The following is a 21,871-nucleotide window of genomic DNA, read 5'->3' on the forward strand; positions in this document are numbered from 1 at the left end:
ACTACTCCAAGCCGGCGCGGCGGAGACGACGCCGCAGGTCGTCGATTTCTTCCTGCATGTCGGCGACCAGCGCGGCCAGTTCCGGTATCGCCTCGAATTGGCGCTCAATGGCGGCGATACGCTTTACCCGCAGCAGCGTGGCACTGGAGAAACGCCACTCTTCGCCGTGTCGGCTTGGCGTCAGCAAGCCCTCGGCAACGTGGTGGCTGATCCATTCGTGGTCCACCGCGGCCAACGCGGCAAGCTGCCGTAACGTCAGGCCGTGCTCTTCAAGAATGGCGTCTATGGCGATGGCGGTCAACGATCCGGACATGACTCAGCTCCCGTGTGCGGCGCGCGGATCGAAAGCCAATTCGCGCGCCATGGCTTGGTAAAGTTCTCTGGCTTTGGCGGTGTTGGCCGGCGGCAGCACCACGTGTATATCCAGCAGCAAATCGCCGGGCGTCGCGCTGGGGATACCCTTGCCGCGCACGCGCAATTGCTGGCCGCTCTGGGTACCCTCCGGAATCCGCACTTTCAATCCGGTCTCGAACAAATTGACCGGCAACACCGCGCCGAGTGCCGCTTCCCATGGCGTCACCGCCAAAGTCATATGCAGATTGTTACCGTCGACGCGCAATTGCGGATGCGGATTGAAATGGACTTCCAGCAACAGGTCGCCGGACTTGCCGTGGCCCACGCCCGGCGAGCCCTGACCGGCCAGGCGAATGATCTGGCCTTCGTAGACGCCCCTGGGGATTTTGACGTTCAAGGTGCGGGTGTTCAGTGTAACGTGGCCGCCGGCATCCATCGCCGGCACCCGCAAACTGATCTGACGAGTGGCGCCGCGGAAAGCATCCTCAATGTCGAGCAACACTTTGGCATGATGATCCTCGCCCTGGGCCTGAAAACTACCGGCGTGGGCTTCGAACGGACCGCCGCGGCCGCGCGCGCCCATGCGGCCGAACAACTGGCTGAAAAAATCGCCGAAATCCGCCGTATCGCCGCTGGAAAACTCGAAGCCGGCGTCCCAGTTCGGCGGCGGATGAAACTCCTGGCCGGAACGGTAACCGCGGCCGAGCTGATCGTAGGCCGCGCGTTTCTCGGTGTCGGACAAGACGGCATATGCCTCGTTGACTTCCTTCATCCGCGCTTCGGCATCCGGCTCTTTGGAAATGTCCGGATGGTATTTACGGGCCAATTTACGATAGGCCTTTTTGATATCGGCCAAAGCCGCATCGCGGCCGACGCCCAAAATCTGGTAATAATCTTTGTATTGCACGCCACGCCTCCAGTGACTGAAGCCGCCAAACTCAGCTGAGCCGGGTTCTTATAAACGATAGCGAACGGGTGGACAATCGGCAAATGCGGACCACCCTCCTCCCGGCTCGATCATCGAGAAATGAAATGTCGGCCATTCAGGTAAAAATCAAGAGTCTGGCTTGAAGCGCAAACGGCTTGAACCAATCGGATCAGCACCCATCTTACGCAGCAATTCTTTTATCGATTTGATAGAATGAAGGTTCCGGGGGTGACATGGCTTCGACGTGGGTAGCAAAACCTCAGGTGCATGCCGAGCACAGTACAGCTCGTAAAACCTACTGAAAACAAGTATTCGCAAACGACGAAAACTACTCAGTGGCCTTAGCAGCTTAAAACCTGCACCACTTCTCTGACCAGATGTACTTATGCGTCTGGAGTTCCTCTCGGGGAACGCTCAGGGATCATATTACATAAGATCGCGCCAGGGCTTAGTTCGGAGCCTGAAGCGCTAAATCCAATCGAAATCGCTGTTGATCCTCTTGGCCCGACGGGTAGTCAACAGTTAAATTAAAAGCGCGGGATAAGCATGTAGAGCTTGTGGCGGAGTGCTTGCGGACGGGGGTTCAATTCCCCCCACCTCCACCAATCAACCCATTGAAAGATAAAGAAAATAATTTCTAGTCTTTCAATTTGTGGCGGTAAATTGGCGTTTCCTAATTGCAGGGAACGCCATTTATCGGCACATTCCGAATTTCCCCCATTCGCGCGAAATCCTGATCTTTCTAGGCTTCCAGGTTTGCCAGCGGCAGAGCCATATTTCACAACGAAAAATCTGCGCAAAAACCGCGCAGGCGAGGAGGAGTGATTTTCGGCGGGCGGGCGGCGGTTTTTTCTTTGGTGGCCGGCTCCGCTATCGTTCCTTCAGTCTGGTGATGGCACCGGCATATTCATCCTCTCCCAGCTCGCAACCGAGGAACTTCCTCCCCAGATCCAGGCAAGCTATCGCCGTTGATCCGCTCCCGGCAAACGTATCCAGCACGACGTCGTTCGGCCTCGAGCTGGCCGAGACGATGTGGCGCATTAAATCCAAAGGCTTCTCGCACGGATGCTTGCCCGGATACCACTGCACAGGCTTGAAGTCCCACACGTTGGTGAACGGCACGTCCTTGGTCACCGCAAAGTGGCGTTGCTGTAACTTGACGGCTTTGTACTCGGCAAACAGTTCGGCGTAAGGTTTCAGCGTGCCGCCAAACAACTGGTTCATCGTGTCGTAATGCTTGCGGCTGGGCATGCTCCACTGCGATCGATCAAACCAATGGCCAGACATTTGGCAACCGCAAGCCTGGTCGATTTGTTTGCGCGAGATGCCGACCGTCTGCCTGGCTTGTTCCAGATGCGATCTGATGGGCTCGAAGGCAAACGGCAAGCGCTTGCGGCTCTCGGCGAAGATGATGTGTTCGGTCTGCGGAAAATAACGGCGCAACGATTCCTTGCGGCAACCGTTATGGCGGCCGCTGGGTTTGCGCCAGACGATGTGGTTCAGGATACGGAAATGCTTGGCGACAGCCAGCTCCACTTGCGTCGCCAAATGCGGACCGGCAAATAAGTACAGCGAACCGGCCGGCTTCAACACGCGGTGATACTCGACCAGCACGCCATCCAGCCAAGTAAAGAACTCGGACGGATTGCGCCATTGGTTGTCCCAGGCGTTGTCTTTGACTTTGTAATACGGCGGATCGGTCGCGATCAAATCGACGGTATCCGCCGCCAGGCTGGCCAACAGACTCAACGCATCGACGTTATGTAGCTCGATTGAATCCCTTTGATATTTCTCCACGAGTGCCTCTTTGACAATGACACTCGCGGTGTTCTGGACTGGGGCTCGAGGCCCTGATGACGTTTAAGGTTTTACAGCGCGGACACTTGATCGAGTTCTCCCGGTAATCCGCTTCGGCTAACTTTCTTTCACATTTCCCGCATTTCAAAATTTCCATAAATCGTGGCCATGTACTAGCCTTAAGCCCGCTGTGTGCACAGCACGGTGCCTAGGCTGGACGCAGCGCATTCTGCGAAAGGTGGTCGCAAGGAGTGCGCCAACATTCCTTGCGGTCGCACCGTCTATTTTTTCGTGCGCTTCAGCAGCTCAACTGCGAGTCTGATCAGCCAATGTCCGACTTGGTTGGTGAACAACATCGGTTAACTCCAGCCGGTGGTGAAATCGTAATTGCGGATCGATTCGATCTTTTGCGCATCGGTCAGCGCGGTATTGGTCGCGATCGCATCCAGCGCCGCTTTGTGGGCGAACGCGGATCGGTACAGTGCCGTGCGGCGGCTGCCGTAGGTGGACACAAAGCCGTGCAGCCACGCCAGGTAATTTTCAACCGTTGACCAGGTATGCGTGGTGTTGTCGATGTCGCGCCAAAATAAGTCGGCGATGGGCACCGATACACCGAGTGCCTGCTTGGAATTGATTTCCGCAATCTTGCCCGTGACGTTCTCCCGGCTCTTAGCATCAACCTGCCATAGCGACCCGGAAAAAGTCAGCGGCAATTCGTCCAGTTGTGCCAAGTGCTCGTTGACTCGCTGCGAGGTTTCGGCAATGTAATCGGCGATGGTTTTCACGACCGGTTGCCGGGCAATTGAATAGCGCCGTTGCGTTGCCGTCGGCCCTGGATAGGACGCTTCGAGACGCAACCGGTGATTGGCAAGTATCTCCGCGATCGAATAAGTATTGCCGTCGACATGCAGCACATCGCCGGCAGCGATGTAATTCAGCCAGCGCGTGCCCAGGCCTTCAACCAGGTCGCTGGCGTTAGTCAGGTTGATTTGTCCGGCTTGGTAAAGGTCCATTAATCCCCCAACGCCATCCAGTTCAGCGCTCCCACCGCGATTGCGGTCGATCCGGAGATGTTCCAGGCGTAGTTTTGGAAGGTGAAATTGTTAGCAGGTGTAGCCGAATTCGCTTGTAGTTGTTTCAAATAAACGACGGCAGTCATATTCCTTAAGACAAAGCTGGTGTTTGATTCTTGCGCGATAATCCTGGCTTTCCAGAACGTGGACTGGTATGTGTCGGTTACGATTTCTCCCGATGAAAATGAGCCGAACCCTCCAGACTGCGGAAACGTCGGAGCAGCGGGTAATACAGGATTCAATGAATTCGACAGCAGGATAGTATTACCGCCGTAGGCGTAGGCATTAGACAAACCACCTGTGCCGTTTGAAGAATTATCGATCGCCGTTTGCAAGTACTCTACCGAGTACACGATTTTATAAATTTGGCTGCCTGAAGGAGGCGAATATTCCGTTCCGTTTAGAGGCAATTGGCCGGTATCGACGGTGACAGGCCAATAGGCGTCAGCAGATGCCGTCACTGATGCCCCGTTACTCGGCACACTCGCTGTCGAATAATCATATTCATCGGCATGCGGCGCGATGGTGTAAATGCTGCCGTTGGTATCCGACGCCACAAACACCAGCCGGATCATGCTGATACCCGAATCGATATTGACCGACTGGGTGTCGGTGATCTGCTGGCCATGTTCCGACGCCAGGATATTGCGCGATTTCGTCGCCAAATCCAGCCAGATCGTGCCGTTCCAGCCCTGCACCGTCCAGGTCACGGTGCGGTAAAAATAGCCGTAGGTGCTGATACCGTTGCCGCGCACGCTGCTGAACTTGGCCTCGACGTTGATCGAGGCGGTGTTGTTAGGCAGGATCGAATTGCCGCTGGTCCAACCGTTGACCGATAACGGCCCCGAGTTGCTGGCCACGGTATTGACGCCGGCGCTGCTGGCGTAATTCAGCTCGGCAATCGCATCAAAGGCCCAGACGCCCGATCCGGCCGTGACTTCATGCAGATTTTGGCCGCGCACGGTCCAGGTCTGGGTGGAACTGACATTGGCCGCGTCGTAACTGCGCAACGAGGCCGGCGAGACCATTAAACGAGGCTGCGCGTCCCAGTAACCCGGCAAGGTGACGGTTTCGCCGCTGTTGGCTTGGCCGTACTCCACCCGCCGCACCGATTTGTACTCGTGATAAGCACCGCCACGGTAGCGCTGGAAGGTCAGCGTGCCGCCGCTGAGCATGGCAAAGTCGCGGTTGCTGACGGTATCGGCGCCGTTGTAGACGATGATCGAGCCGTTGCCGTTGATGCGGGCGTTGCCGTTGCCGACGATGATGTCCTCGGTTGCGGCGATGCGGCCGCCGATCAATTGATCCGCCGACAAAGCGCCGGTGACCACCACGTCGGCATCCATCAATATCGCGGGCTGGCCTTGGTGTACGCCGACAATGAACGGGGTTTTCTCCACTCCGGCCAGGCGCAGCGCAAACACGTCGGCTTCGAATACCAACGGATCGACCGCGGTATCCAGCGCCGTCTGCAGGCCGTTTTTAATGGCTTCCGGATCCGGCAGCGCGATGGATGAAATGGTCTTGGTGTACTCGGTACCGCTCAGCACGTAGTCGTCGACGCCGCCGAAGGCGTCGAAACTGGCAATCCGGATAAAGTAGGGCGTGCCCTCGAGCAGGTTGGGAATCGTGATGGTGGCGTCGCTGCCAACATACACCCGGTTGCCGGCGCTCGGGGTAAATCCGGTCGCTGTGCCGACAAACACAATCGCCCCGGCCCAATCGTTATCGGTTGGCCGGGTGTAGGTCAAAATCAGCGACTTGAAGCCGGCGTTGACGCTAACCGCCGATATCGCCGCCGGCGCCGGATTACTGACCGTGATCTCGGCCTGCTGGCTGTAACGGCCATGCATGTCGCGCGCCCGCACTTTGGCGGTAATGCTGCGGCGCGGGCCGCCGTCCTCCAGGTTTTGCTCGTAGGTGTATTGGTAACGCGATTCGGTCGGGAACTCGGAACGCAACAGCGTGGCGCCGGCGTAGATATCAACCTGGTAATCCCGAAACCACGGCGACTGGCCGCCCTGCCCGGCGCCGTAACTGGCTGAAAACCCCAGCACCGACTGGGCGTCGTTATCCCAATCCAGTTCGATGACTCGCCCCGCAAACGTGGCACCGCCGCCGAGGATTTCCAGATCGGTGATGCTGATGGCTTCGATCGGGTACAGCTCTTCCAGCGTGTAATTGACGCTGATCGAACTCGAATACTTGCCGAAAATATTGATTGCCGACAATGTGATTTGATATTCGCCGACGGCAGGATTCAAAATCCGCTTCGATTGTGAGTCGATGATGTCTTCGAATATGACCGCGCCATCCTGGCGTACCAACAGCGCATAGCCGCGCAGGAATGGATCGGTCGAGCGCGACCAACTGATGTCGATGTAACGGCGCATGCCTTCCAGCGCCAGATAGACGCCGGGCACCACCTGCAGCCCGGACGGCGCCACCACGCCGTTGCGGGCGGGTTGGTAGATCGGCGGCAAAGTCGGTTCCAGCGTGCCCAGCGCGTCGATGAAATCGTACTTGGCCGGGTCGTATTGGATCGCGCTGATAGTGTAAGCACCGTCCGTGATGTCGTCGTTCTCGCTGATTTCCAGAATCCGGTACAGCTCGGCCACCGAGTTGGGGTCGTAAACGATCCACTCCATTTCCGCTTGCGGCGCTTCGGCCAAGGCGCTGGCAAGATTCAACACGCTATGCACGCCGGCTGCGTTGCTGACCGCGGCATCCATCACCTCGCCGTCGCTGGAAATCACCGAAAGCCGGTAACCGATGCCGGCCGCCAACGTGACCGGCGCATCCAACACTACCGACGACGCGGTCGAGCCGGCCAGCACGCGGCCGCCCATACGCTTGCGGCCCTGCCGGCGCGGGTTGGCGATGCGGATCACGTCGCCCGGCAAGTCGCGGAACGCCGCCATGCTGGGGCTGAATACCACGGCATCGGTTTCCAGCAGACCGGTATAGACCAGGCGGCGGTTGGCCCTGGCCGCCTGGCCGCGGGAATAGCAGCCGAGCATGGTTTGTTCTTTGTACAGATAGCCGTAGCGTTTGCGGGCTTCACGGTTGTCGTAATATTCCGGTACCAGTCTGCTCTGGTCGTCTCTGTCGTGGTATTTGTGGCAGACCGAGCTATAACGCACCTGGCGGGCGCTGCTGGAATAAGCAAAGCGGCCTTTGGCGACGTTGGCCGGCACGTACAAATTGCGCACCGGCTTGGGCGCGTCCTGGGTCAGATAGACCTGGTTGCCGCTCCACAGTGCCTGGGCGTCGAAAGTGCCGGCGATTTGGTTGATCATCTCGTAAGCCGACACGCTTTCCGAGATCCAGGCGTCGATCGAATAGCGAAACTCCTGGCCGCCCCTGCCGTCGTTGACTAACTGGTCGCAGCGCTGGGCGATTTTGTAGATCAGCCACTTGTCTTGATAGGCCGGGTCGATGTAATCGCCCAGGCCTTGGCCTTCGGTGAGCAGCAGCGTATACAAAAACCAGGCCGGGTTACGGTTAACGGCGCGGACCAAGGTGCCGTCCCAATCCGCGCCGGTATATGCTCGGGTTTCCGGGTTGTAGACCAAGGCATGCGGCACTAAACAGAGCCAGCCGCGCAGATGGCAGGAGATTTTCGGCACTTGCGAAAAATAGCGGGTGTCCAGCGTCAACCGAAAGTGGGCGATGTTGGGCCGGCGCAGCTTGGCGTAGGTCAATTTAACCAATGAATCCCACTTGAAGGCGTTTTGAGTGTTGCTGTCCGGGTCCGGAGTGACGCGGGTCACTCGGATATCGAATTCGCTGGCGCTGGCGCTGAACTGGCGCAGATCGACCACATACATCCTCTGATAAGCCCCATCCTGCTTATCCGATACCGTGCCGCGGCCGGCCAAATCCACCGGCAGCCAGGCGCCGGCGCCGTTGACGCGGACATCGATTTGCACATTAACCGTGGTACCGGTGCGGTCGCCTGTGTTTGGGTTTTGATAGTACAGGCCGGCAAAGGTCAAAATCACCCGTACCGCATCGCAGCCGGTGACGGTGCGGGTAATCGGCGTGGCGTGCAATACGTTGACATTGACCGATTCCGGCGAGGCCGCGGCATTGCCCAGCGTGCCGGGAATGTAGGATTGGTTTTGGGTGCCGAGGCGGTAATCGAACGACACGCCTTCGATCATCACATTGCCGTCGGCATCTTTCACCGGGGTGCCGTCCAGTTTGACGCCCTTCAAGGGGTCGTCGTAGGGAAAACCGGCGATCTCGCCCCAGCACCATTCGCCGACGATTTCGATCACGCCGCGCGAGCGAACGGTATCGGCCTGATAAATGGGCGTGCGTGCACCACCATCGCCGCCGCCACCGCCGCCCATCGCGCCGCCGATTACCGCAAGTTGCTGACTCATAACGGCAGATCCTCCACCCAATAATCCGACGACAGCACGATACAGCCCACATCCGGCACGTCGCCGACCAGGATCGGGTGCGGATGGCCGGCCGCCGTGAGGTTGACGACGCCGTCGGCGATGAACGACGGCTTGTTGTCGGGGCGTTCTTGCATGGGTGCGGAGGTGTTGCGCTTTTTGCTGGTCATTAAAGTAGCGACGGCTGAAAACGCCATCGAGATACCGATGTTGACAATAGCCACCGCCATTTCGCCCAAAAACACGGCCAGGCCGGCGCCGGCTCCCAAGCTGGTTGCCGCCGATACCACGGCAGCCCATATCACCGGCGCAAATACCTCGCCCTGGATTACCGGCAGAATCCACAGTTCTTCGTTGGCCCAAGGCCCGTTTGCAGTATCTGTTGAAATGGGTCGGCAATTTTCCTGGCTGATAGGATCGACCAAAATAGCCACGTAGTTGCCGGCATCGCACTCGGCCAAAAAGCCGTCGCGTTGCACGTCGATCGCGCGCAAGGCTTCGGCCGGGGTTTTCACGTCCAGCCGCCATTCCGCTTTGTATCTTTCCAGGTCCCCGAACAGTCTGACGGTTTTCATAGGTCCTTATGCCTCATAAAACACACGGTCCGGCTGCGCCAGTATTGGCCGAAGGTTTCCTCGCGCGACGGCGCCGACGGGCCGGCGTGGTGCAAAATCACTTGGTCGCCGCGGTAGATCGCGGCATGGCTGGGGCAGACGCCGCGCAATTGCATGATCACCACATCATGCAGGCGCGGGCTTTCCACGCGCTCGAAGCCGGCGGCTTTAAAGCCGTTGATGAAGGCGTGGTAATTATTCACATCCTCCCACCAGCCCCAGGTCTTGCGCGGCGGGTCGCCCAAATCGATAGCCAGCTCGTGGCGGTAGTAATCGGTGACCAATGACAAGCAATCCATCACGCCGTAAACGAAGTCGCGGCCGGCATACGCCGCCGGCACCACGCCGCGCGGGGTGTAACTGCGGATCTCGAATTCCGGCACGCTGACCACCAAAAACGGCAGATTGCAGCGCTCGGCGCTGGCGATATCGGCGGCACTGAGTTCGGCGCTGCGGTTGGGGTGGCTGTGGTACACCGCGGCGATTTGCCGGATATGGCGGGCCTGGACGATTGGATCAATCAGAAAGGATTGCTCGGGCTGTGCGCTGGTGTTTTCGCACTCCAGCACCCGCACGCCGGCGGCGTCGCGCAGAATCAGCCCGCAGGCCTCCAGCGGGAAGGCGCGTTCGGCGTGGGCTTTGATCTGTTCCAGAATGGCGTCGGTCATCATACGTTCGACCTGCCCAGGCCGGGATTGGCGCCGTAGTCCAACGGATTATCCGCACCGAACCGGGCTTTGCAGCCGGCCAGGGTGTGGCTGCAGACGTCGAGTTCAGCGTTGAATACCTGGTTATCGTTGGCATCGAACCACTTCGCCGGATCGGTACCGGGCCAACTGCAACCGGAACCGCCGACGGTGGATTTGTAGACGTGCGGACAACCCACCGAGACGCAGATCAGCCCCGGCAACTCTTTATCGAGAAAATCCAGCGGCGAGGACAGCTCGAATTCGACCGTAGCGTCCAGATCCTCGACCGGCCGCTCGATAAAATAAACATCGTCGTGGTATTCGGCGGTATCGCTCAGCACGTACTGGGCGATGGTGCGGCGGCGGGTGACTTTGGCGCCGACCAGGCCTTGGTATTGCAGACACAGCTCGGTGACGAAACCCTGGTAATTGCCGACGATGGCCCGCGGCCGCGGGCTGGGGCCGCTGCCGGATTTCTTGACGTTGCGGATTTCGACGTAATACGGCAGATACGTATCGCCCAGGTATTCCAGCGGCGTGCCGTCGGTATCCTGTCCGGGATAAAACCGGTGCACTTCCGCTACGCCAATGCTGTTCAGATCCAGGATAAACAAACTGACCCGAGCGCCGGGCGACAGCTTGTGCATTTGGCCTTTCAGATTCGCCATTAGGGCACCTCGCGCAGTTTCAAACCGAACTCCCACAAGTCGGCGCCGAGCGGCATCGGCCGGCGGGAGTCTTTGACGATCATGTATTTCTTCTGCACCTGGTACAGCGGAGACGTCCAGGTAACCGGCGTCACGGTGCGCACGGTATCCAGCACACCCAACAGCGTGTTCAGATCGGCGCGGTTCAATGCCGAATACACCACGTCCCAGACCTCGTGTTGCGGATTCAAGCCGGTTTCCAGCGCTTGCACGTAGTTATCGCCCAGCTCGATCACGTCCGAGGCATCGGCAATGGCCGGCTGGCTGCGCAGGTGGATTTTTTCGGGGAACGGTAGCGCGGTCATACCAGAATGCCGCCTTGGCGCTTGGCATCGGCCGCCCATTTGTTGATGCGTTTGTCGATCAACACTTCCAGGATTTTGCCGCTGGGCGTTTCGCGTTCGGTGGTCTGTACCTCGGCGCCGCTGTTGTTGATGATGTTGACGGTGACACCGCCGCTACCGCCGCCGGCCATCGTGACCGGGATCGAGCGGCCGTCCGGCAGTGGCACGTAGGCTTCCGGCATGCTGCCTTCGCCGAACAATGCCAGTTGCGGACTGCGGGCAACGCCGCCGCCGGCATAGGTGCGTAGCGGCAGCGGGCCGGCTGCGGTCATGATGCCGCCGTCGGCAAAACCGAAAAAACTACTAACGGCGGAAAAGCCGGCCTGAAGCAAGCCGTTGCCGGCCGCGTTGGCGGTGCCGAAGCCCTTGCCTAACAGCGTATCCATCAATTGCGCCGAAGCGGCATCGGCCGCCATGCGGGCCAGGGTTTTGGCGAAATTGGCGCCCAACTCGTCGAAACCTTCGCCGGCACTCATGATGAAATCGGCAAACGAGGTCTGGATGTTGCGCGCGGCCTGGATGGCGAATTGCGACATCTCGTCGCTGCCGTCATTCACTTTATTGACGAGATCGTTGTAGTCCTTGCCCAACTTGTCGAATTCGGCCTTGGCCCGGTCGGCGTCGATCAGGCCCAGGGCCTTGGCTTGGTCCACATCGGCAATGCCTTGGCTCAGCGTGGAATAGCCGGGGTTGAAGCGGTCGAACAGGCGTTGGTAATTTTCAGATTGCGCGGCGCGCTGCTTGCCGGCAAGTGCCAGACCTTGTTCGACGATATCGTCGTATTCCTTGTACGCCTGGACATTGGCCAGCACCGCGTCTTTCTCGGCGGCCAGGTTCAGCAACACCAGTTTGCGCGATTCGTCCAACTTGGCCAGCGAGCCGAACTGCACCTCGAATTCCATCTGCGCGGCCGCGCTGTTCTCGCCGCGCAGCGCGATTTCCTTGCGCAGGCTGCGTTCGGTGGATTCGTAGGCGGATTGCAGGGATTTGGCGGCGGATTCGGCCGCCTTGGCCGCTTCGTCGGCGGCGGAGTTGCCTTTTTGGATGAATGATTCGACGGCTTTCAGATTGGCTTCACCCATCTTCATTTCGTCGTCCAACGTCGATTTTTTCCGCCGCGATTCGCTGAGTTTTTGTTCGATATCGGCACGCTGTTGAATCAGCTGGTTCAGCTCGCGCTGCTCAGCGATCTCGCGCGCCGCGCCGCCTGAGCGTTCGCCGCGTCTGACCTCGGACAATAGTTGCTTCTGCTCGGCAATCTTGCGGTTGATTTGGTCGAGTTCGTCGCTCAAGCCGCCGCCGGCTCCAGGAATGGCAAAGTTCTGGTAGCCATCGAGAAACCCACGCCAGGCACCTTCCAGCAAGCCGAATTTCTGGATGTCCTTGTCCAGCGACTCGGCCAGGGTTGCCAGGGGTTCCAGCACGAACATCGCGAATTTACTGCGAAAACCAATCGATTGATTGGATAGTTCGGTCAACTTATCATTGAAATCGCCGGCCAGTTTGGCCTGCTCCGCCGTGACCGGGTTATGTTGCCGGCCCTTGTCGATCAGCTCTTGGATGCCGCTCGCGCCCATGGCCAATAACGGTGCCATTTCGGCGTAGGATTTGCCCAGCGCCGCGGCGCCGAATGCGGCCCGTTTTTGCGGATCGTCGATACCGGAAAACACGTCGGCCAGTTGCTTGAAGGCCTCGACCGGGTCTTTCGCGGTGATGCCGAGTTTGGCAAAGTCGTCGGCATTTTTGGCGATATTGATCGACAGTTTGTTGGCTGACGCGACAAACGCCTCGATACTGGTGTCACCGATCTTGACGGCGTATTCCAGCCCGGCCAACTTCTCGATCGCGATGCCGGACCGGTCGGCCAAATCGTTCAGCGCGTCGGCGGCGTTGATGCCTTCCTTGACGAATGCCGCCAGACCGGCCACGGAAATGCCCACGCCCAGCCCGGTCAGCACGTTGTTGATGCTGGAGCCGGTACTTTCCAAACCGCGCAAGGCTTTATCCACCCGGCCGACGCTTTGTTCGGCCTGGCTGCTATCGCCGGCGATTTTGATTTTCAGGTTAAGGTCCGACATGGTTCTGGTCGCGGATCAGTTTCAGGTGGTAAATCAACGATTCGATGTCTTGCACGCCCAATAGCTCGGCCACGACCGGCAGTCCGGCCCAATCCAGGCCGCCCATGATGTTCCAGGCATCGACGGCCAGTTTCAGTTGGTCCGGTTGCGGCTGGTTGGTGCCGCCCGGCAATTGGCTAGTCTCTAGCCAGGTTCTGGCTTTTTTAGCAGCCGGCCCAACTCCTCTTGCCGCGTTTTGTAGCTGTCGATGATGGCCTCCAGCAGTTTTTCGTAAATGTCCGGTTGGTCGGATACCCACACCACGAACAAGTCCGGATCGAACGCCACTTCTTTCGGCGTGCCGCCCGGGATCAAGTCGGCTTCCGTGACCTGCTTCCAGCCGGTGACGAAGCTGCGCAGAATCTGCGAATCCAGCATCGAGCTGGTGTCGCGCAGATCCTTGATTTCAAGATTGGTCGGCCGACGCAGGGTAAACAGGAGGCCGCCGGCCTCGACGTCCACGGTGCGCAATACTTTGATTTTTTCGATTAACGGTTGGCTCATGGCGTCATTGATAGATTGAATCGTTTAATAATGTGCTCGATGCTCAGCCGGCGTTCGCTGCCGATTTTCACCAATGCCAAAAACCGCCGATGGCTAATCCCGGAATTCATGATCCGCAGCCAATCGACTGGTGGTATCGGTTCCACCATCACGTACTCGACGTGGACGGTAATCAGCGGCGTGTGATCGATGTTAATCGTCGCTTTCGCCGCATTGGTCGTATCGATGCCCAACTGCTGTAGCAAGGCCTCGCCTAAATGTTTGCGTTGGCTCATGGTTTAACTACCGTAAGACGTCAGCGCACCTTGGGCGGTGATATTGACCGGGGTCTTGACCACGTCGCCGGTGCTTCCGGTCGGTTGCAGGTTGGCCGAGATGTAGCCGTAGAACGCTACACGGGCACCGTCGGCAAACACGATCATGAACGCCCGTTGCGCCTTAGTATTGCTAGCCGCTTTGGCCGCCTTCAGTCCGGCGTCGTTCGGATCCCACAACGAATCGAATTTGTATTCGCTCGCGGACGATAGTCCGGGGATAGACGATTTTTGCTTGGCGCTGATGGGAGTGGTGTCTTTCATTTCCGGCTCGCCGCCGCTGGCGTTGACCGTGGTCAAGGTCGCCAACGTGGTACCGAAGGTGATTTTTTGCGCGCTGCCGGAACTGAAATCGGCATACAGTGTGGTGTCCTCGCCTTCCAGTTTGAACTGTCCGGCATCAACGGACACAACGCGGAAAATCCGTCCGTCCAGCTCGCTCATGCCCTGCGCGTTAATCAGCACATAATCGCCGGTTGAATAGCCGTGCGCGGCGGCGCTTACCACGCCTTCGGCAGCCTTGGTAATCGCGGTAATGGGTTTCGCTGCGGCGATCGCGGATTGCATGAACACATCCACGTCGGTCCAGAGTCTGGCTTGTGCCATGTCGGCCTCCTAATTGGTTAAATGATCGGTGGTATTGAAGGTATCCGCCCATAGCAGATACCGGTCTTTTTCGGTGAGCGAGCCGGTGCTGTGCTCCAGCGGCGTTTTGGCGCCGGGAATCTTCCAGCCCAGCAACGCGGTCAAAATTTCCTGCCGGCATTGCCGTATCGATTCGGCGTCGGAGCCGTTCAAGCGGTCGCTGCGGGTTGCGGATTTGCGCACCGACAGCCGCACGGCGATGCCGTTGCCGTGGGCTTGCAGCACGCCGGACAGCAACTGATTGCTTTCCGATTGGTCGCCGGCCAGGTAAACGAACGCCGCCGGGTCGCCGAACATTTCCAGCGCCGCTTCGTTGGTTTCCACTGTCTGATAGACGCGGTTTTCCAGCAGCGGGCATTGCGCTTTTAAGCGGTTGACGACGTGGTTTAAATCCAGCAGCGCGATCATGCGGCGGCTCCGGCAAAGGCTTTTTGCAGCTCGGCGCCGACGGCGTCGGCCAGCAATTGCAGATCGGCATCCGTCACGCCGAGAAACGCCCGCGGCGGCAGATTGGTTTCCCACTGGTCTTTGCTGCCGCGCAGCACGCGCAGGATCAAACCGGCGCGGGCAATGGTCAGGTTTTGAGTGATCCACTTGATCGTCGGCGTTTTCCAGCCGCCTTTGTCGCCTTGGCGGCGGACCTTGTAACCGGCTTCGATCAGCGCCTTGGCCTGGCGCCGGGTCGCCGGTAACTGGTAGTAGTCTTTTTCCTTGCGGCTGCCGTCCAACTCCACCCGCTGCCAGGCTTTCTTGAACACCTGCCTGAAACCGAATTGCTGCTTGGCGGCGATGTTGCCTTCCGTGCTATTGCGCCAGCCGACCGTGGCGCCGAAGTCGCTAAACTCCATCACGGCCAGCCGCTTGACGATGCGAGCCAGCATGCGCCGGCTGCGTTTGCGCGGACGGGTGTGATTGGTGTTGGTCGAATAGTCGCCGAACGGTTTGCCGTCCAGATCGGTTTGTGCGGCAACGCGATCCTTGGCGGCGCGGATCAATTGTTTGCCGGCGCGGTCGAGGATGCGTTTGCGCAGAGTCGGCGATTTGATTTGCGCCAGGTTGCCGATCACGGCATCCAGGCCGTCAACTTTGAAGCTAAGCATTGACATCATAATGCTCCCCGGCCAAGGCCAATTCGCCGCCGGCATCGGCCGATGCGGTTACGGCTTCTCGAAACGGAATCCGGATTTCCAGATCGGCTTTGCTATCGTCTCTGGGGTTGGTCTCGACATTGACCGAAAAGTCGAACGGCGTGGTGCGGTCGGTGTCGTGGTCCAGCAGCCAGGCGCTGATCTGCGCCAGCAGGCGTTGCACCGGGTACTGCACGTGCGGGTAATCCGCGATGCCGTAAACGCCGGTATATTCCATTTCGCAGACGACGATTTGGCCCGCTGCGTCCGTGCCGCGTCCTGCGGGGATCACGGTCAAATCGTCGACGAACGAGTCCATGTTCCCCGCGTCGAAATAATCCAGGTGCATCAGGAACGAGACCAATGCGGCGTGCTTGATCATGGCCGATCGTTGCCTTCGCTACCGACCAGGCGTTGTTCCGCCCAGCGCTCAAAGCGGAAAATGGCCCGGCTGCCCATGTGGCCGGAAATCCCGACCAAGGCCGCCCCGACCAATTGCGGCACGCCGGCCGCTTCGCACAGGTAAAAGGTCAGCACGCCGACAAACGCGCTGGTCAGAATCTCGCCCAACAGCTCCATGATATTGAACGGCCGCGCGGCGCCGGTGCGCAGCTTGGTATTGAAGCTGACCACGCCGCCCAGCGTCGACAGCAACATCACCCAGGCGTAGGTCACCCATGTGTAACTAGTGGGGTCTTTGTCGATCATAATCAGGCGAAGTATCGTTTGCCGACTTCGGTGAATTTTTCGATCTTGATCGAGGGATGATTCACCGCATACTCGATAAACGCTTCAAATGCCAATGAAGTCATGCCCTGATTGCCGGATCCACCGTCCAGACCGTGGATTAAAATCGTCATAAGCTCTTTGGTATCAGCACACCGATCGACCAGGCCCCGCATCACCTCCTCCGTGCTGGTCTGAGATGTCGAGTGAGCGTATTTGATGATTTCCAGCGGCGCGATGCGTCCGTAACCGACCGGTATTTTTCGGTTCACGACAGTTTCCGACCCGCGCATAAAATTGACGCCGCCGGCGATCAGTCCGTCTCGGATTAACAGTTGTCGCGTTAAGGTAGCGGTGTGAGGGAAAATATCGTTGAACGCCCTCACGCAGTCTCCAATACCGTTGATACAGCCAATAAGCCGCATCCACTCCCAATGGTTTAGATAATCGTCAGCAATGGATTTTGAGGTCGGCCAGTCGGTGGCATTGATCAATCCGGCTGTTTTGTTGCTGGCGAATACATGGGCAATGATGTCGTGCCCCGCTCTATCCAACGCAATAACTTCCTCCTCGGTTAACCCAGCCGGATCACCAACCAATTGCTTACGAATGGCGAAACAGGCTTCGACATCGTATTTTTCCAAAATGGCCGCAATCTTTTTGTGCGATGCATAGGGGCCGTCAGCGGTAATGCAGATAATCCCTTTGTTGTCCTCTGATTTGCAGTTCAGCTTGGGCGGGCCGATCCAGATCGGGTAGTTGGCCGAGTTTGCGCCGGTGGTGAAGGTCAAATCGAAAGTCGCGATCGCTTCGCTGTCCAGTGTGTCGACTGTCGCGCCATTGGCATAATTGAAAAAATTGGAGTTGGTCTTATCCTGATTTCGGTGCCACTCGAACGCATAAAATAAGCTCGGTGCGGTCTCCAGAGTATGCACCCTTAGCCGGACGGTTTTGCCGGTCGTGGTCGTTAATACGATATCAATCGCGCTGGTACCGATGCCGGACGCCGCCTCGTTGCTAGTGATCCGTAACGGAATCACAATATTTTCGAATTTGGCAAACGATACCGGGTTGTTGAACGTGAACCGACCGGTAAACGGAGACGTTGCGGTCGGTGTTGCCTTTACCGACGGCAGGCCCTGAATTGGCACGGTAGGATCCAACGCGAACGTGCCATTGGTGGCTGATAGCGTGCCGAAATCCGGTGTGAAATCAAACGGTTTGATAGCCGTTTGTAGCGGCATCAATATATCGTTCAGCTTCACCCGGCCAGCTTTGCCAAGTCCTTCGGTCTCGCCTTTCACCACAACATAGTCGGTGCGGCGAGCACTACTGAGGCGTTTATAGTCTTCGATGTTGGCCATAATAAATCTCCGTCTTAAATCAACGCCGCATGCACGCCGGCCGTTGGCAGTTTGGTTGGGTCTGGGGCGAAGGCGGCGAATAGCCAGGCAATCGCTTTGGCCGATTCGTTCAGCCAATATTGTTCGGTTTGGGCGTCGGCTTCCGGATTGGCATCGGCGCCGGCGCGCTTGGGCAGGTTGAACTGCGGCAGCAGCTTGGCTTTGGCACGGGCGTAGACCGCGTGCTCGTATTCGGTTTTTTCGATGTCGGCACCGTTGAGCGGGTTCGGGTGGGCGGTGTTGTAGGCCGCCAGGCTGGCGTATCCCAGCGCCTGAATCGCCGCTTTCACCGGTTCCAGCTCGATATTGACGTTGACCAAGGCCAGCGTCAGCCCCCAAATAATCGTGTCGTCCGGATATTCCGTTGGCACCCGGTAGCGGTCGGCCAGATGGCCGGAATGCAGATCGGGCCAGAAACCGTCGTTGGTCACGGGGGCGCGAGTGGTCAAGTCGGGTTTTCCGGTCAGGCTCATGATCGTGGCGGATGCGGGTTAAAAAGGCCGGCCTTGCGACCGGCAGTAAAAACGGGGGAACGGGTTATTGGCCTGGAGAGGCTCGGGCATTGGCATCGATCGGCGCCACCGGCGCGCCGGTTTTCCGAAGCAATACATCGGTCAATAGCGTGGATAGCTCGGTACAGATCCCGTCGGCCGGAAACTCGGGCACGTAAACCCGAATCAGTTGGATCGCCGCGGCGCGCAGTTGCAGGTTTTGGGTGTTGTCGCAGTAGGCGGTGCGGGCTTGTTCCAGTTGCGCCAAGTCGTTCGCCGCCAGCGCGGCCAGTTCCACCGCGGTTTTGCCGCCAGGCGGGCCGGACGGCGCCAGCAGAGAGCAGCCGGCGGCAAAGGCCAGCAATGCCACGGAGAGAGAGGTCGTTATGTGTTTGCGCATAAATCACCTTGAGTTAGTGCCTGGACTAACCACCTGCCAAGAACATCGTCTAACAGCGAGTCTCGGGCGATGACAGCCAGCCAGGGCTTGAGGAGTCGTTATTCGGCCGGCGGCGTTGCCGCTTTCGCCAGTTTGGCCTTGGCCTTGTCTTTCAATTTCTTGACGCCGGCACCTTCCGGATTGACCTCTTCGGCCCGTTCGCAGAGGGATACCACCGTCTCCCATTCCTCCAGCCGCGCTTTGTGCTTGGCCAGCATGGCGAACAGCTTGCTATGCACCGGCGGCGCCAGCGACCACTGCTCGTTGTCGATGGTCGCCAGCAAGGTGTCCAGATACGGGCTGGCCGATTGCGGCGGATCGGCCTTCAGCAGCGCCGCGGCCCAGTCGTAGACGGAGTCGCAGACGACGGTCGGGATATCGCGGTCGAATTTGGCCGGCGTGACGTGGATACCCTGTTTTATCAGGTGAAACGCCAGATCCAGGCCGCGCTCGATATCGAATGTATCGAGCAACCAGATCATCACCCGCACGGCGACGTCGTTCGGGTAGTTGTCGCCGTTGTCGACGTACGCTTTCACGAACGGCCAGTACGTAGGCAACATTTGCAGCTTGGCCTTGCCCTTTTCGACGATGTCTTTAATCCCCGACAGCGTGGCTAAGTCCGCCGCCATGGCGGCCTGGTAGTGAGCCAGGTCGCCTGGGGCGTCTGCGGGTGCCGAGTCCGCGCCGGTTTCATCCGCCTCCGCCAGTTGTTTTGCCTTGACCTGCGCCAACAGCGAAGGCTCGAAGGGTTCCGGCGGGTTTTCCGGGTCTTTGTCGATCAGTTCCGGCGGGTTTTCCGGGGCTTTGGCGATCAGTTCCGCCAGCTTCTCCGGCTGATGAACCAGCACGTATGGGTTGGCCTCATCCGCCTGTTGCTTGGCTTTGATCTGGTCGAGGATGCTCATGACTAAGACACCAGCGTGATGTTTTCGACCAACGACGTGGCGTTTTCGTCTTGCACCACGTAGCCCAGGTTCATACTGTTGAAATCCTGGATCTCATTCTTTGTCGGCCAATCGCGTTGTAGACGGCGGACACTGCTGTCCTGGTAATAGATCGCCAGATTGGACAACGGCGTGATCAGGATCGTGCCGTCCGGGAAGAACGGCGGCACAATGGTCGGCAGACCGCCGTAGCCTTTGCGGATTGCGCCGTCCAGTACCATTTTTTCGGTGGCGACATTACCGTTGGTTTTGTAGTAAACGCCTTCCTGGTTGTTGACCAAGTTATCGGAGACCAATGCCACCAAATCAGTGCGGCCGCGATACCATTTTCTTACCGTCAGTTTGGCGTCCTGTACCGCTTGGTCCAGGTTTTTGTAGACGCCGCTGGAAGCGCCGATGCTGATCGGGGTTCCGACGGTGCCAATGTGGTATTGGCTACCGCTGTTGTATTCGCGGATTTTTTGCAGCCAGCCTTTGTTCAGATCCTGCAGCAGCGGGTTAGCGCCGATGTTGGTGGCGGTAGCGGCGCTGGTGCCAGTCCAACCGGTTTGCAGCAAGTCGTTGCTGATCGCATCGCGCACCGCTTGCATGTACAGTTGTTCGAACACGCCCTGGCCTAAACCGGTCCAAGCGTCGATCGTGGCGTAGGCCAAGGCGACGTCGAATTCGGTAGCTTTCAGGTCGTAATCCTGGGTTCCGGTGCTTTGCAGCCGTTTTGCAGTACGCTCGCCGCCGCCGCTGGTGTCGGTACGGCTGGCCACGCGCCCTGATAGCCCGATCAGCACCTTCTGTCCGATCAGATCGCGCACGCCGATCATCGGCAGCATGGCCAGGAACCAGTTCGCCAGCTCCACCACTTGTTGTTGTCCAGTTTGCGCCCGCGATGGCGTAGCGGCATACATCAGCGCCTCGGCAACCGGGTTATGCTTCAATCGGTTGAAGTAGTTACGGGATTGGGCGCGGCTGTAAACCAATTCCTGGCCGACGCTGGGTTCCACCGTCCGGCGGCGGAAATGGCGGCCGGTGGCAGAAAACAGTTCATCCAGTTGCTGGCGGCCTTCGGGGCTCATGATGTAAGACTGGGACATGGCGGTTCCTTATGTGTGTGTTCCGTGATGGGGTTACTCAAGGTGCGATGCGTCGCCCTGATTGCCGAAATGCTCGCCGCCGTCGGTGCCGGGTTGTTCCTGCAATGCGTCGTCGAGTTGCTTTTTCAGTGCGGCGAATTGCGCTTGCAGGTCTTTCAACGCTTTTGGGTCCGCGGCTTCGGCGCCGTTGTTGTCTTCCGGCTTTTTGCCGAAATTGGCATGAATCGCGTCGACGATCTGCTTGGTGAATGCGGCGAAGTCGTTGCCTGGCTTGGGATCGTCGGTCGGCTTTTCTTCTTCCGGCTGTTTGCGGAACTGGCTCACCACCGCCGCGACGATGCGTTGCTCCGATGCGGTCAGTTCGGTGCCGGGGGCTTTGTCGTCCGTGGGTTTGCCGCCGGTCAATTTGCTGAACATGGCTTTCAGGTCTTCCAGACCTTGATTCATTTGTGCGATCTCGGCTTTCGTTGCCATGTCGTCGTCCTCGTGGGTTTGGTTTTTGTTGAACAGTGCTTTGATTTGATCCAGCAGCGATTCAGGCCTCTGGTCGGTGAAGGTTTTGGTTTCGGCTTCGATAAACGCGGACAGCTCGACACCGGCTTGTTTTGCCAATTTGCTGAAGCGGATCTCGGTGGTGCCGACGCTGGCTGGGTCGTCGGTAGCGCCCAGGCCGGTCAGATAGGCTTTGCCGGATTTGCGGAAATCGAAGGTAATTTCCATGCTGGTAAACAGGCGTTGGCCGTAGCGGTTGTCCGACAGGTAGGATTGATTCGGCGACAGCACCGCCCACAGATCGCGGCCGCCTTCTTCGTTGTCGGTCGCGCGCAGTTCTTCCACCACGCCGTAATTCATCCAGCGCGAGTGGTCCGGCCAGATCAACGCGGTGAACAGTTCCTTGTTGTAGGTTTCCGCCATCTGATCGATCCACGCCGGATCGATCACGCGGCCGTCTACCGTCTGGCCGCTGCGGCCGATGCGTTTGTAATCTGTGCGGAGGACTCTGTCTGCCATGTTCACTCAAAAACGGGTGTTGGTTTGGCGACAGATTAGCGGTTTCGTGCGGTGCGGCAACCGGCGCCGTTCCTTGTTGTACCTATTTCGCGGATATAGGAATTTTCAGGACTGGCGGCGGGCGTTCGGCGGTTTTAAACACCT

The 21,871-nt window shown here is 58.5% G+C and carries 24 protein-coding genes and 1 other RNA gene; 1 reads left to right on the top strand and 24 read right to left on the bottom strand.

The window, feature by feature from the left end:
• Position 1: 1 nt before the first annotated feature.
• Complete coding sequence (locus PL263_RS10280) at positions 2 to 313, bottom strand: chaperone modulator CbpM (protein WP_140913746.1); 312 nt, start codon at positions 311 to 313, stop codon at positions 2 to 4.
• 3 nt (positions 314 to 316) lie between these two features.
• A complete protein-coding gene (locus PL263_RS10285) occupies positions 317 to 1,261 on the bottom strand; it encodes a DnaJ C-terminal domain-containing protein (protein WP_278209343.1) in 945 nt (314 codons plus the stop codon).
• 245 nt (positions 1,262 to 1,506) lie between these two features.
• Between PL263_RS10285 and ssrA the strand changes: the two genes are divergently transcribed.
• Positions 1,507 to 1,887: a transfer-messenger RNA gene (ssrA, locus tag PL263_RS10290) on the top strand.
• A gap of 265 nt (positions 1,888 to 2,152) precedes the next feature.
• Here ssrA and PL263_RS10295 read toward each other — a convergent pair.
• The 22 genes from PL263_RS10295 to PL263_RS10400 all read right to left on the bottom strand — a co-directional run bounded on the left by PL263_RS10295 (position 2,153) and on the right by PL263_RS10400 (position 21,727).
• Positions 2,153 to 3,079 carry a site-specific DNA-methyltransferase gene (locus PL263_RS10295; RefSeq protein ID WP_278209344.1) on the bottom strand — a complete coding sequence of 309 codons (927 nt, stop codon included), beginning with the start codon at positions 3,077 to 3,079 and terminating at the stop codon, positions 2,153 to 2,155.
• A 359-nt stretch (positions 3,080 to 3,438) separates the two neighbouring features.
• Positions 3,439 to 4,092 (bottom strand): hypothetical protein, encoded by a 654-nt coding sequence (locus PL263_RS10300; protein ID WP_278209345.1) that lies wholly within the window; start codon positions 4,090 to 4,092, stop codon positions 3,439 to 3,441.
• Positions 4,092 to 8,543 (bottom strand): phage tail protein, encoded by a 4,452-nt coding sequence (locus PL263_RS10305; protein ID WP_278209346.1) that lies wholly within the window; start codon positions 8,541 to 8,543, stop codon positions 4,092 to 4,094. The genes PL263_RS10300 and PL263_RS10305 overlap by 1 nt, the downstream gene beginning before the upstream one ends.
• Complete coding sequence (locus tag PL263_RS10310) at positions 8,540 to 9,136, bottom strand: hypothetical protein (RefSeq protein ID WP_278209347.1); 597 nt, start codon at positions 9,134 to 9,136, stop codon at positions 8,540 to 8,542. Before PL263_RS10310 ends, PL263_RS10305 begins: the two co-directional genes overlap by 4 nt.
• The gene (locus tag PL263_RS10315) at positions 9,133 to 9,846 is read right to left on the bottom strand and encodes a C40 family peptidase (protein WP_278209348.1); all 714 of its coding nucleotides are present in this window, start codon (positions 9,844 to 9,846) and stop codon (positions 9,133 to 9,135) included. The genes PL263_RS10310 and PL263_RS10315 overlap by 4 nt, the downstream gene beginning before the upstream one ends.
• Complete coding sequence (locus PL263_RS10320) at positions 9,843 to 10,532, bottom strand: phage minor tail protein L (protein ID WP_278209349.1); 690 nt, start codon at positions 10,530 to 10,532, stop codon at positions 9,843 to 9,845. Before PL263_RS10320 ends, PL263_RS10315 begins: the two co-directional genes overlap by 4 nt.
• Entirely contained in the window at positions 10,532 to 10,876 is a 345-nt protein-coding gene (locus PL263_RS10325) for a hypothetical protein (RefSeq protein ID WP_278209350.1), read from the bottom strand. Before PL263_RS10325 ends, PL263_RS10320 begins: the two co-directional genes overlap by 1 nt.
• Positions 10,873 to 12,993 carry a hypothetical protein gene (locus tag PL263_RS10330; protein WP_278209351.1) on the bottom strand — a complete coding sequence of 707 codons (2,121 nt, stop codon included), beginning with the start codon at positions 12,991 to 12,993 and terminating at the stop codon, positions 10,873 to 10,875. The genes PL263_RS10325 and PL263_RS10330 overlap by 4 nt, the downstream gene beginning before the upstream one ends.
• On the bottom strand, positions 12,980 to 13,165 hold the full coding sequence (locus PL263_RS10335; RefSeq protein WP_278209352.1) for a hypothetical protein: 186 nt from the start codon (positions 13,163 to 13,165) through the stop codon (positions 12,980 to 12,982). The genes PL263_RS10330 and PL263_RS10335 overlap by 14 nt, the downstream gene beginning before the upstream one ends.
• Before the next feature lie 11 nt (positions 13,166 to 13,176).
• Complete coding sequence (locus PL263_RS10340; RefSeq protein ID WP_278209353.1) at positions 13,177 to 13,536, bottom strand: hypothetical protein; 360 nt, start codon at positions 13,534 to 13,536, stop codon at positions 13,177 to 13,179.
• Complete coding sequence (locus tag PL263_RS10345) at positions 13,533 to 13,811, bottom strand: hypothetical protein (RefSeq protein ID WP_278209354.1); 279 nt, start codon at positions 13,809 to 13,811, stop codon at positions 13,533 to 13,535. Before PL263_RS10345 ends, PL263_RS10340 begins: the two co-directional genes overlap by 4 nt.
• A 3-nt stretch (positions 13,812 to 13,814) precedes the next feature.
• Positions 13,815 to 14,456, bottom strand: a complete 642-nt coding sequence (locus PL263_RS10350) for a phage tail tube protein (protein WP_278209355.1) — start codon at positions 14,454 to 14,456, stop codon at positions 13,815 to 13,817.
• Positions 14,457 to 14,465: 9 nt separating this feature from the next.
• Entirely contained in the window at positions 14,466 to 14,903 is a 438-nt protein-coding gene (locus tag PL263_RS10355) for a hypothetical protein (RefSeq protein WP_278209356.1), read from the bottom strand.
• Positions 14,900 to 15,604 carry a phage virion morphogenesis protein gene (locus PL263_RS10360; RefSeq protein ID WP_278209357.1) on the bottom strand — a complete coding sequence of 235 codons (705 nt, stop codon included), beginning with the start codon at positions 15,602 to 15,604 and terminating at the stop codon, positions 14,900 to 14,902. The genes PL263_RS10355 and PL263_RS10360 overlap by 4 nt, the downstream gene beginning before the upstream one ends.
• Positions 15,588 to 16,004, bottom strand: a complete 417-nt coding sequence (locus PL263_RS10365) for a phage tail protein (RefSeq protein WP_278209358.1) — start codon at positions 16,002 to 16,004, stop codon at positions 15,588 to 15,590. Before PL263_RS10365 ends, PL263_RS10360 begins: the two co-directional genes overlap by 17 nt.
• Entirely contained in the window at positions 16,001 to 16,330 is a 330-nt protein-coding gene (locus tag PL263_RS10370) for a phage holin family protein (RefSeq protein ID WP_278209359.1), read from the bottom strand. Before PL263_RS10370 ends, PL263_RS10365 begins: the two co-directional genes overlap by 4 nt.
• A gap of 2 nt (positions 16,331 to 16,332) precedes the next feature.
• A complete protein-coding gene (locus tag PL263_RS10375) occupies positions 16,333 to 17,712 on the bottom strand; it encodes a hypothetical protein (RefSeq protein WP_278209360.1) in 1,380 nt (459 codons plus the stop codon).
• Positions 17,713 to 17,726: 14 nt separating this feature from the next.
• The gene (locus PL263_RS10380) at positions 17,727 to 18,224 is read right to left on the bottom strand and encodes a head completion/stabilization protein (protein ID WP_278209361.1); all 498 of its coding nucleotides are present in this window, start codon (positions 18,222 to 18,224) and stop codon (positions 17,727 to 17,729) included.
• 64 nt (positions 18,225 to 18,288) lie between these two features.
• A complete protein-coding gene (locus PL263_RS10385) occupies positions 18,289 to 18,642 on the bottom strand; it encodes a hypothetical protein (protein ID WP_278209362.1) in 354 nt (117 codons plus the stop codon).
• A gap of 98 nt (positions 18,643 to 18,740) precedes the next feature.
• Entirely contained in the window at positions 18,741 to 19,589 is an 849-nt protein-coding gene (gene gpM, locus PL263_RS10390) for a phage terminase small subunit (RefSeq protein WP_278209363.1), read from the bottom strand.
• Between the two features lie 2 nt (positions 19,590 to 19,591).
• On the bottom strand, positions 19,592 to 20,716 hold the full coding sequence (locus PL263_RS10395; RefSeq protein ID WP_278209364.1) for a P2 family phage major capsid protein: 1,125 nt from the start codon (positions 20,714 to 20,716) through the stop codon (positions 19,592 to 19,594).
• A 33-nt stretch (positions 20,717 to 20,749) separates the two neighbouring features.
• Positions 20,750 to 21,727: a GPO family capsid scaffolding protein gene (locus PL263_RS10400; RefSeq protein WP_278209365.1), complete on the bottom strand. Its 978-nt coding sequence runs from the start codon at positions 21,725 to 21,727 to the stop codon at positions 20,750 to 20,752.
• Between the last annotated feature and the right edge of the window lie 144 nt (positions 21,728 to 21,871).

This window comes from Methylomonas sp. EFPC3, from assembly GCF_029643245.1.
Classification (GTDB): Bacteria; Pseudomonadota; Gammaproteobacteria; order Methylococcales; family Methylomonadaceae; genus Methylomonas; species Methylomonas koyamae_B.

Coding starts and splice junctions, on each gene's coding strand:
- PL263_RS10385 (WP_278209362.1), bottom strand. CDS start 18,642: ATGCGCAAACACATAACGACCTCTCTCTCCGTGGCATTGCTGGCCTTT.
- PL263_RS10330 (WP_278209351.1), bottom strand. CDS start 12,993: ATGTCGGACCTTAACCTGAAAATCAAAATCGCCGGCGATAGCAGCCAG.
- PL263_RS10315 (WP_278209348.1), bottom strand. CDS start 9,846: ATGATGACCGACGCCATTCTGGAACAGATCAAAGCCCACGCCGAACGC.
- PL263_RS10360 (WP_278209357.1), bottom strand. CDS start 15,604: ATGATGTCAATGCTTAGCTTCAAAGTTGACGGCCTGGATGCCGTGATC.
- PL263_RS10325 (WP_278209350.1), bottom strand. CDS start 10,876: ATGACCGCGCTACCGTTCCCCGAAAAAATCCACCTGCGCAGCCAGCCG.
- PL263_RS10350 (WP_278209355.1), bottom strand. CDS start 14,456: ATGGCACAAGCCAGACTCTGGACCGACGTGGATGTGTTCATGCAATCC.
- PL263_RS10395 (WP_278209364.1), bottom strand. CDS start 20,716: ATGTCCCAGTCTTACATCATGAGCCCCGAAGGCCGCCAGCAACTGGAT.
- PL263_RS10380 (WP_278209361.1), bottom strand. CDS start 18,224: ATGAGCCTGACCGGAAAACCCGACTTGACCACTCGCGCCCCCGTGACC.
- PL263_RS10345 (WP_278209354.1), bottom strand. CDS start 13,811: ATGAGCCAACGCAAACATTTAGGCGAGGCCTTGCTACAGCAGTTGGGC.
- PL263_RS10300 (WP_278209345.1), bottom strand. CDS start 4,092: ATGGACCTTTACCAAGCCGGACAAATCAACCTGACTAACGCCAGCGAC.
- PL263_RS10375 (WP_278209360.1), bottom strand. CDS start 17,712: ATGGCCAACATCGAAGACTATAAACGCCTCAGTAGTGCTCGCCGCACC.
- PL263_RS10355 (WP_278209356.1), bottom strand. CDS start 14,903: ATGATCGCGCTGCTGGATTTAAACCACGTCGTCAACCGCTTAAAAGCG.
- PL263_RS10305 (WP_278209346.1), bottom strand. CDS start 8,543: ATGAGTCAGCAACTTGCGGTAATCGGCGGCGCGATGGGCGGCGGTGGC.
- PL263_RS10370 (WP_278209359.1), bottom strand. CDS start 16,330: ATGATCGACAAAGACCCCACTAGTTACACATGGGTGACCTACGCCTGG.
- PL263_RS10320 (WP_278209349.1), bottom strand. CDS start 10,532: ATGGCGAATCTGAAAGGCCAAATGCACAAGCTGTCGCCCGGCGCTCGG.
- PL263_RS10280 (WP_140913746.1), bottom strand. CDS start 313: ATGTCCGGATCGTTGACCGCCATCGCCATAGACGCCATTCTTGAAGAG.
- PL263_RS10400 (WP_278209365.1), bottom strand. CDS start 21,727: ATGGCAGACAGAGTCCTCCGCACAGATTACAAACGCATCGGCCGCAGC.
- PL263_RS10340 (WP_278209353.1), bottom strand. CDS start 13,536: ATGAGCCAACCGTTAATCGAAAAAATCAAAGTATTGCGCACCGTGGAC.
- PL263_RS10310 (WP_278209347.1), bottom strand. CDS start 9,136: ATGAAAACCGTCAGACTGTTCGGGGACCTGGAAAGATACAAAGCGGAA.
- PL263_RS10365 (WP_278209358.1), bottom strand. CDS start 16,004: ATGATCAAGCACGCCGCATTGGTCTCGTTCCTGATGCACCTGGATTAT.
- gpM (WP_278209363.1), bottom strand. CDS start 19,589: ATGAGCATCCTCGACCAGATCAAAGCCAAGCAACAGGCGGATGAGGCC.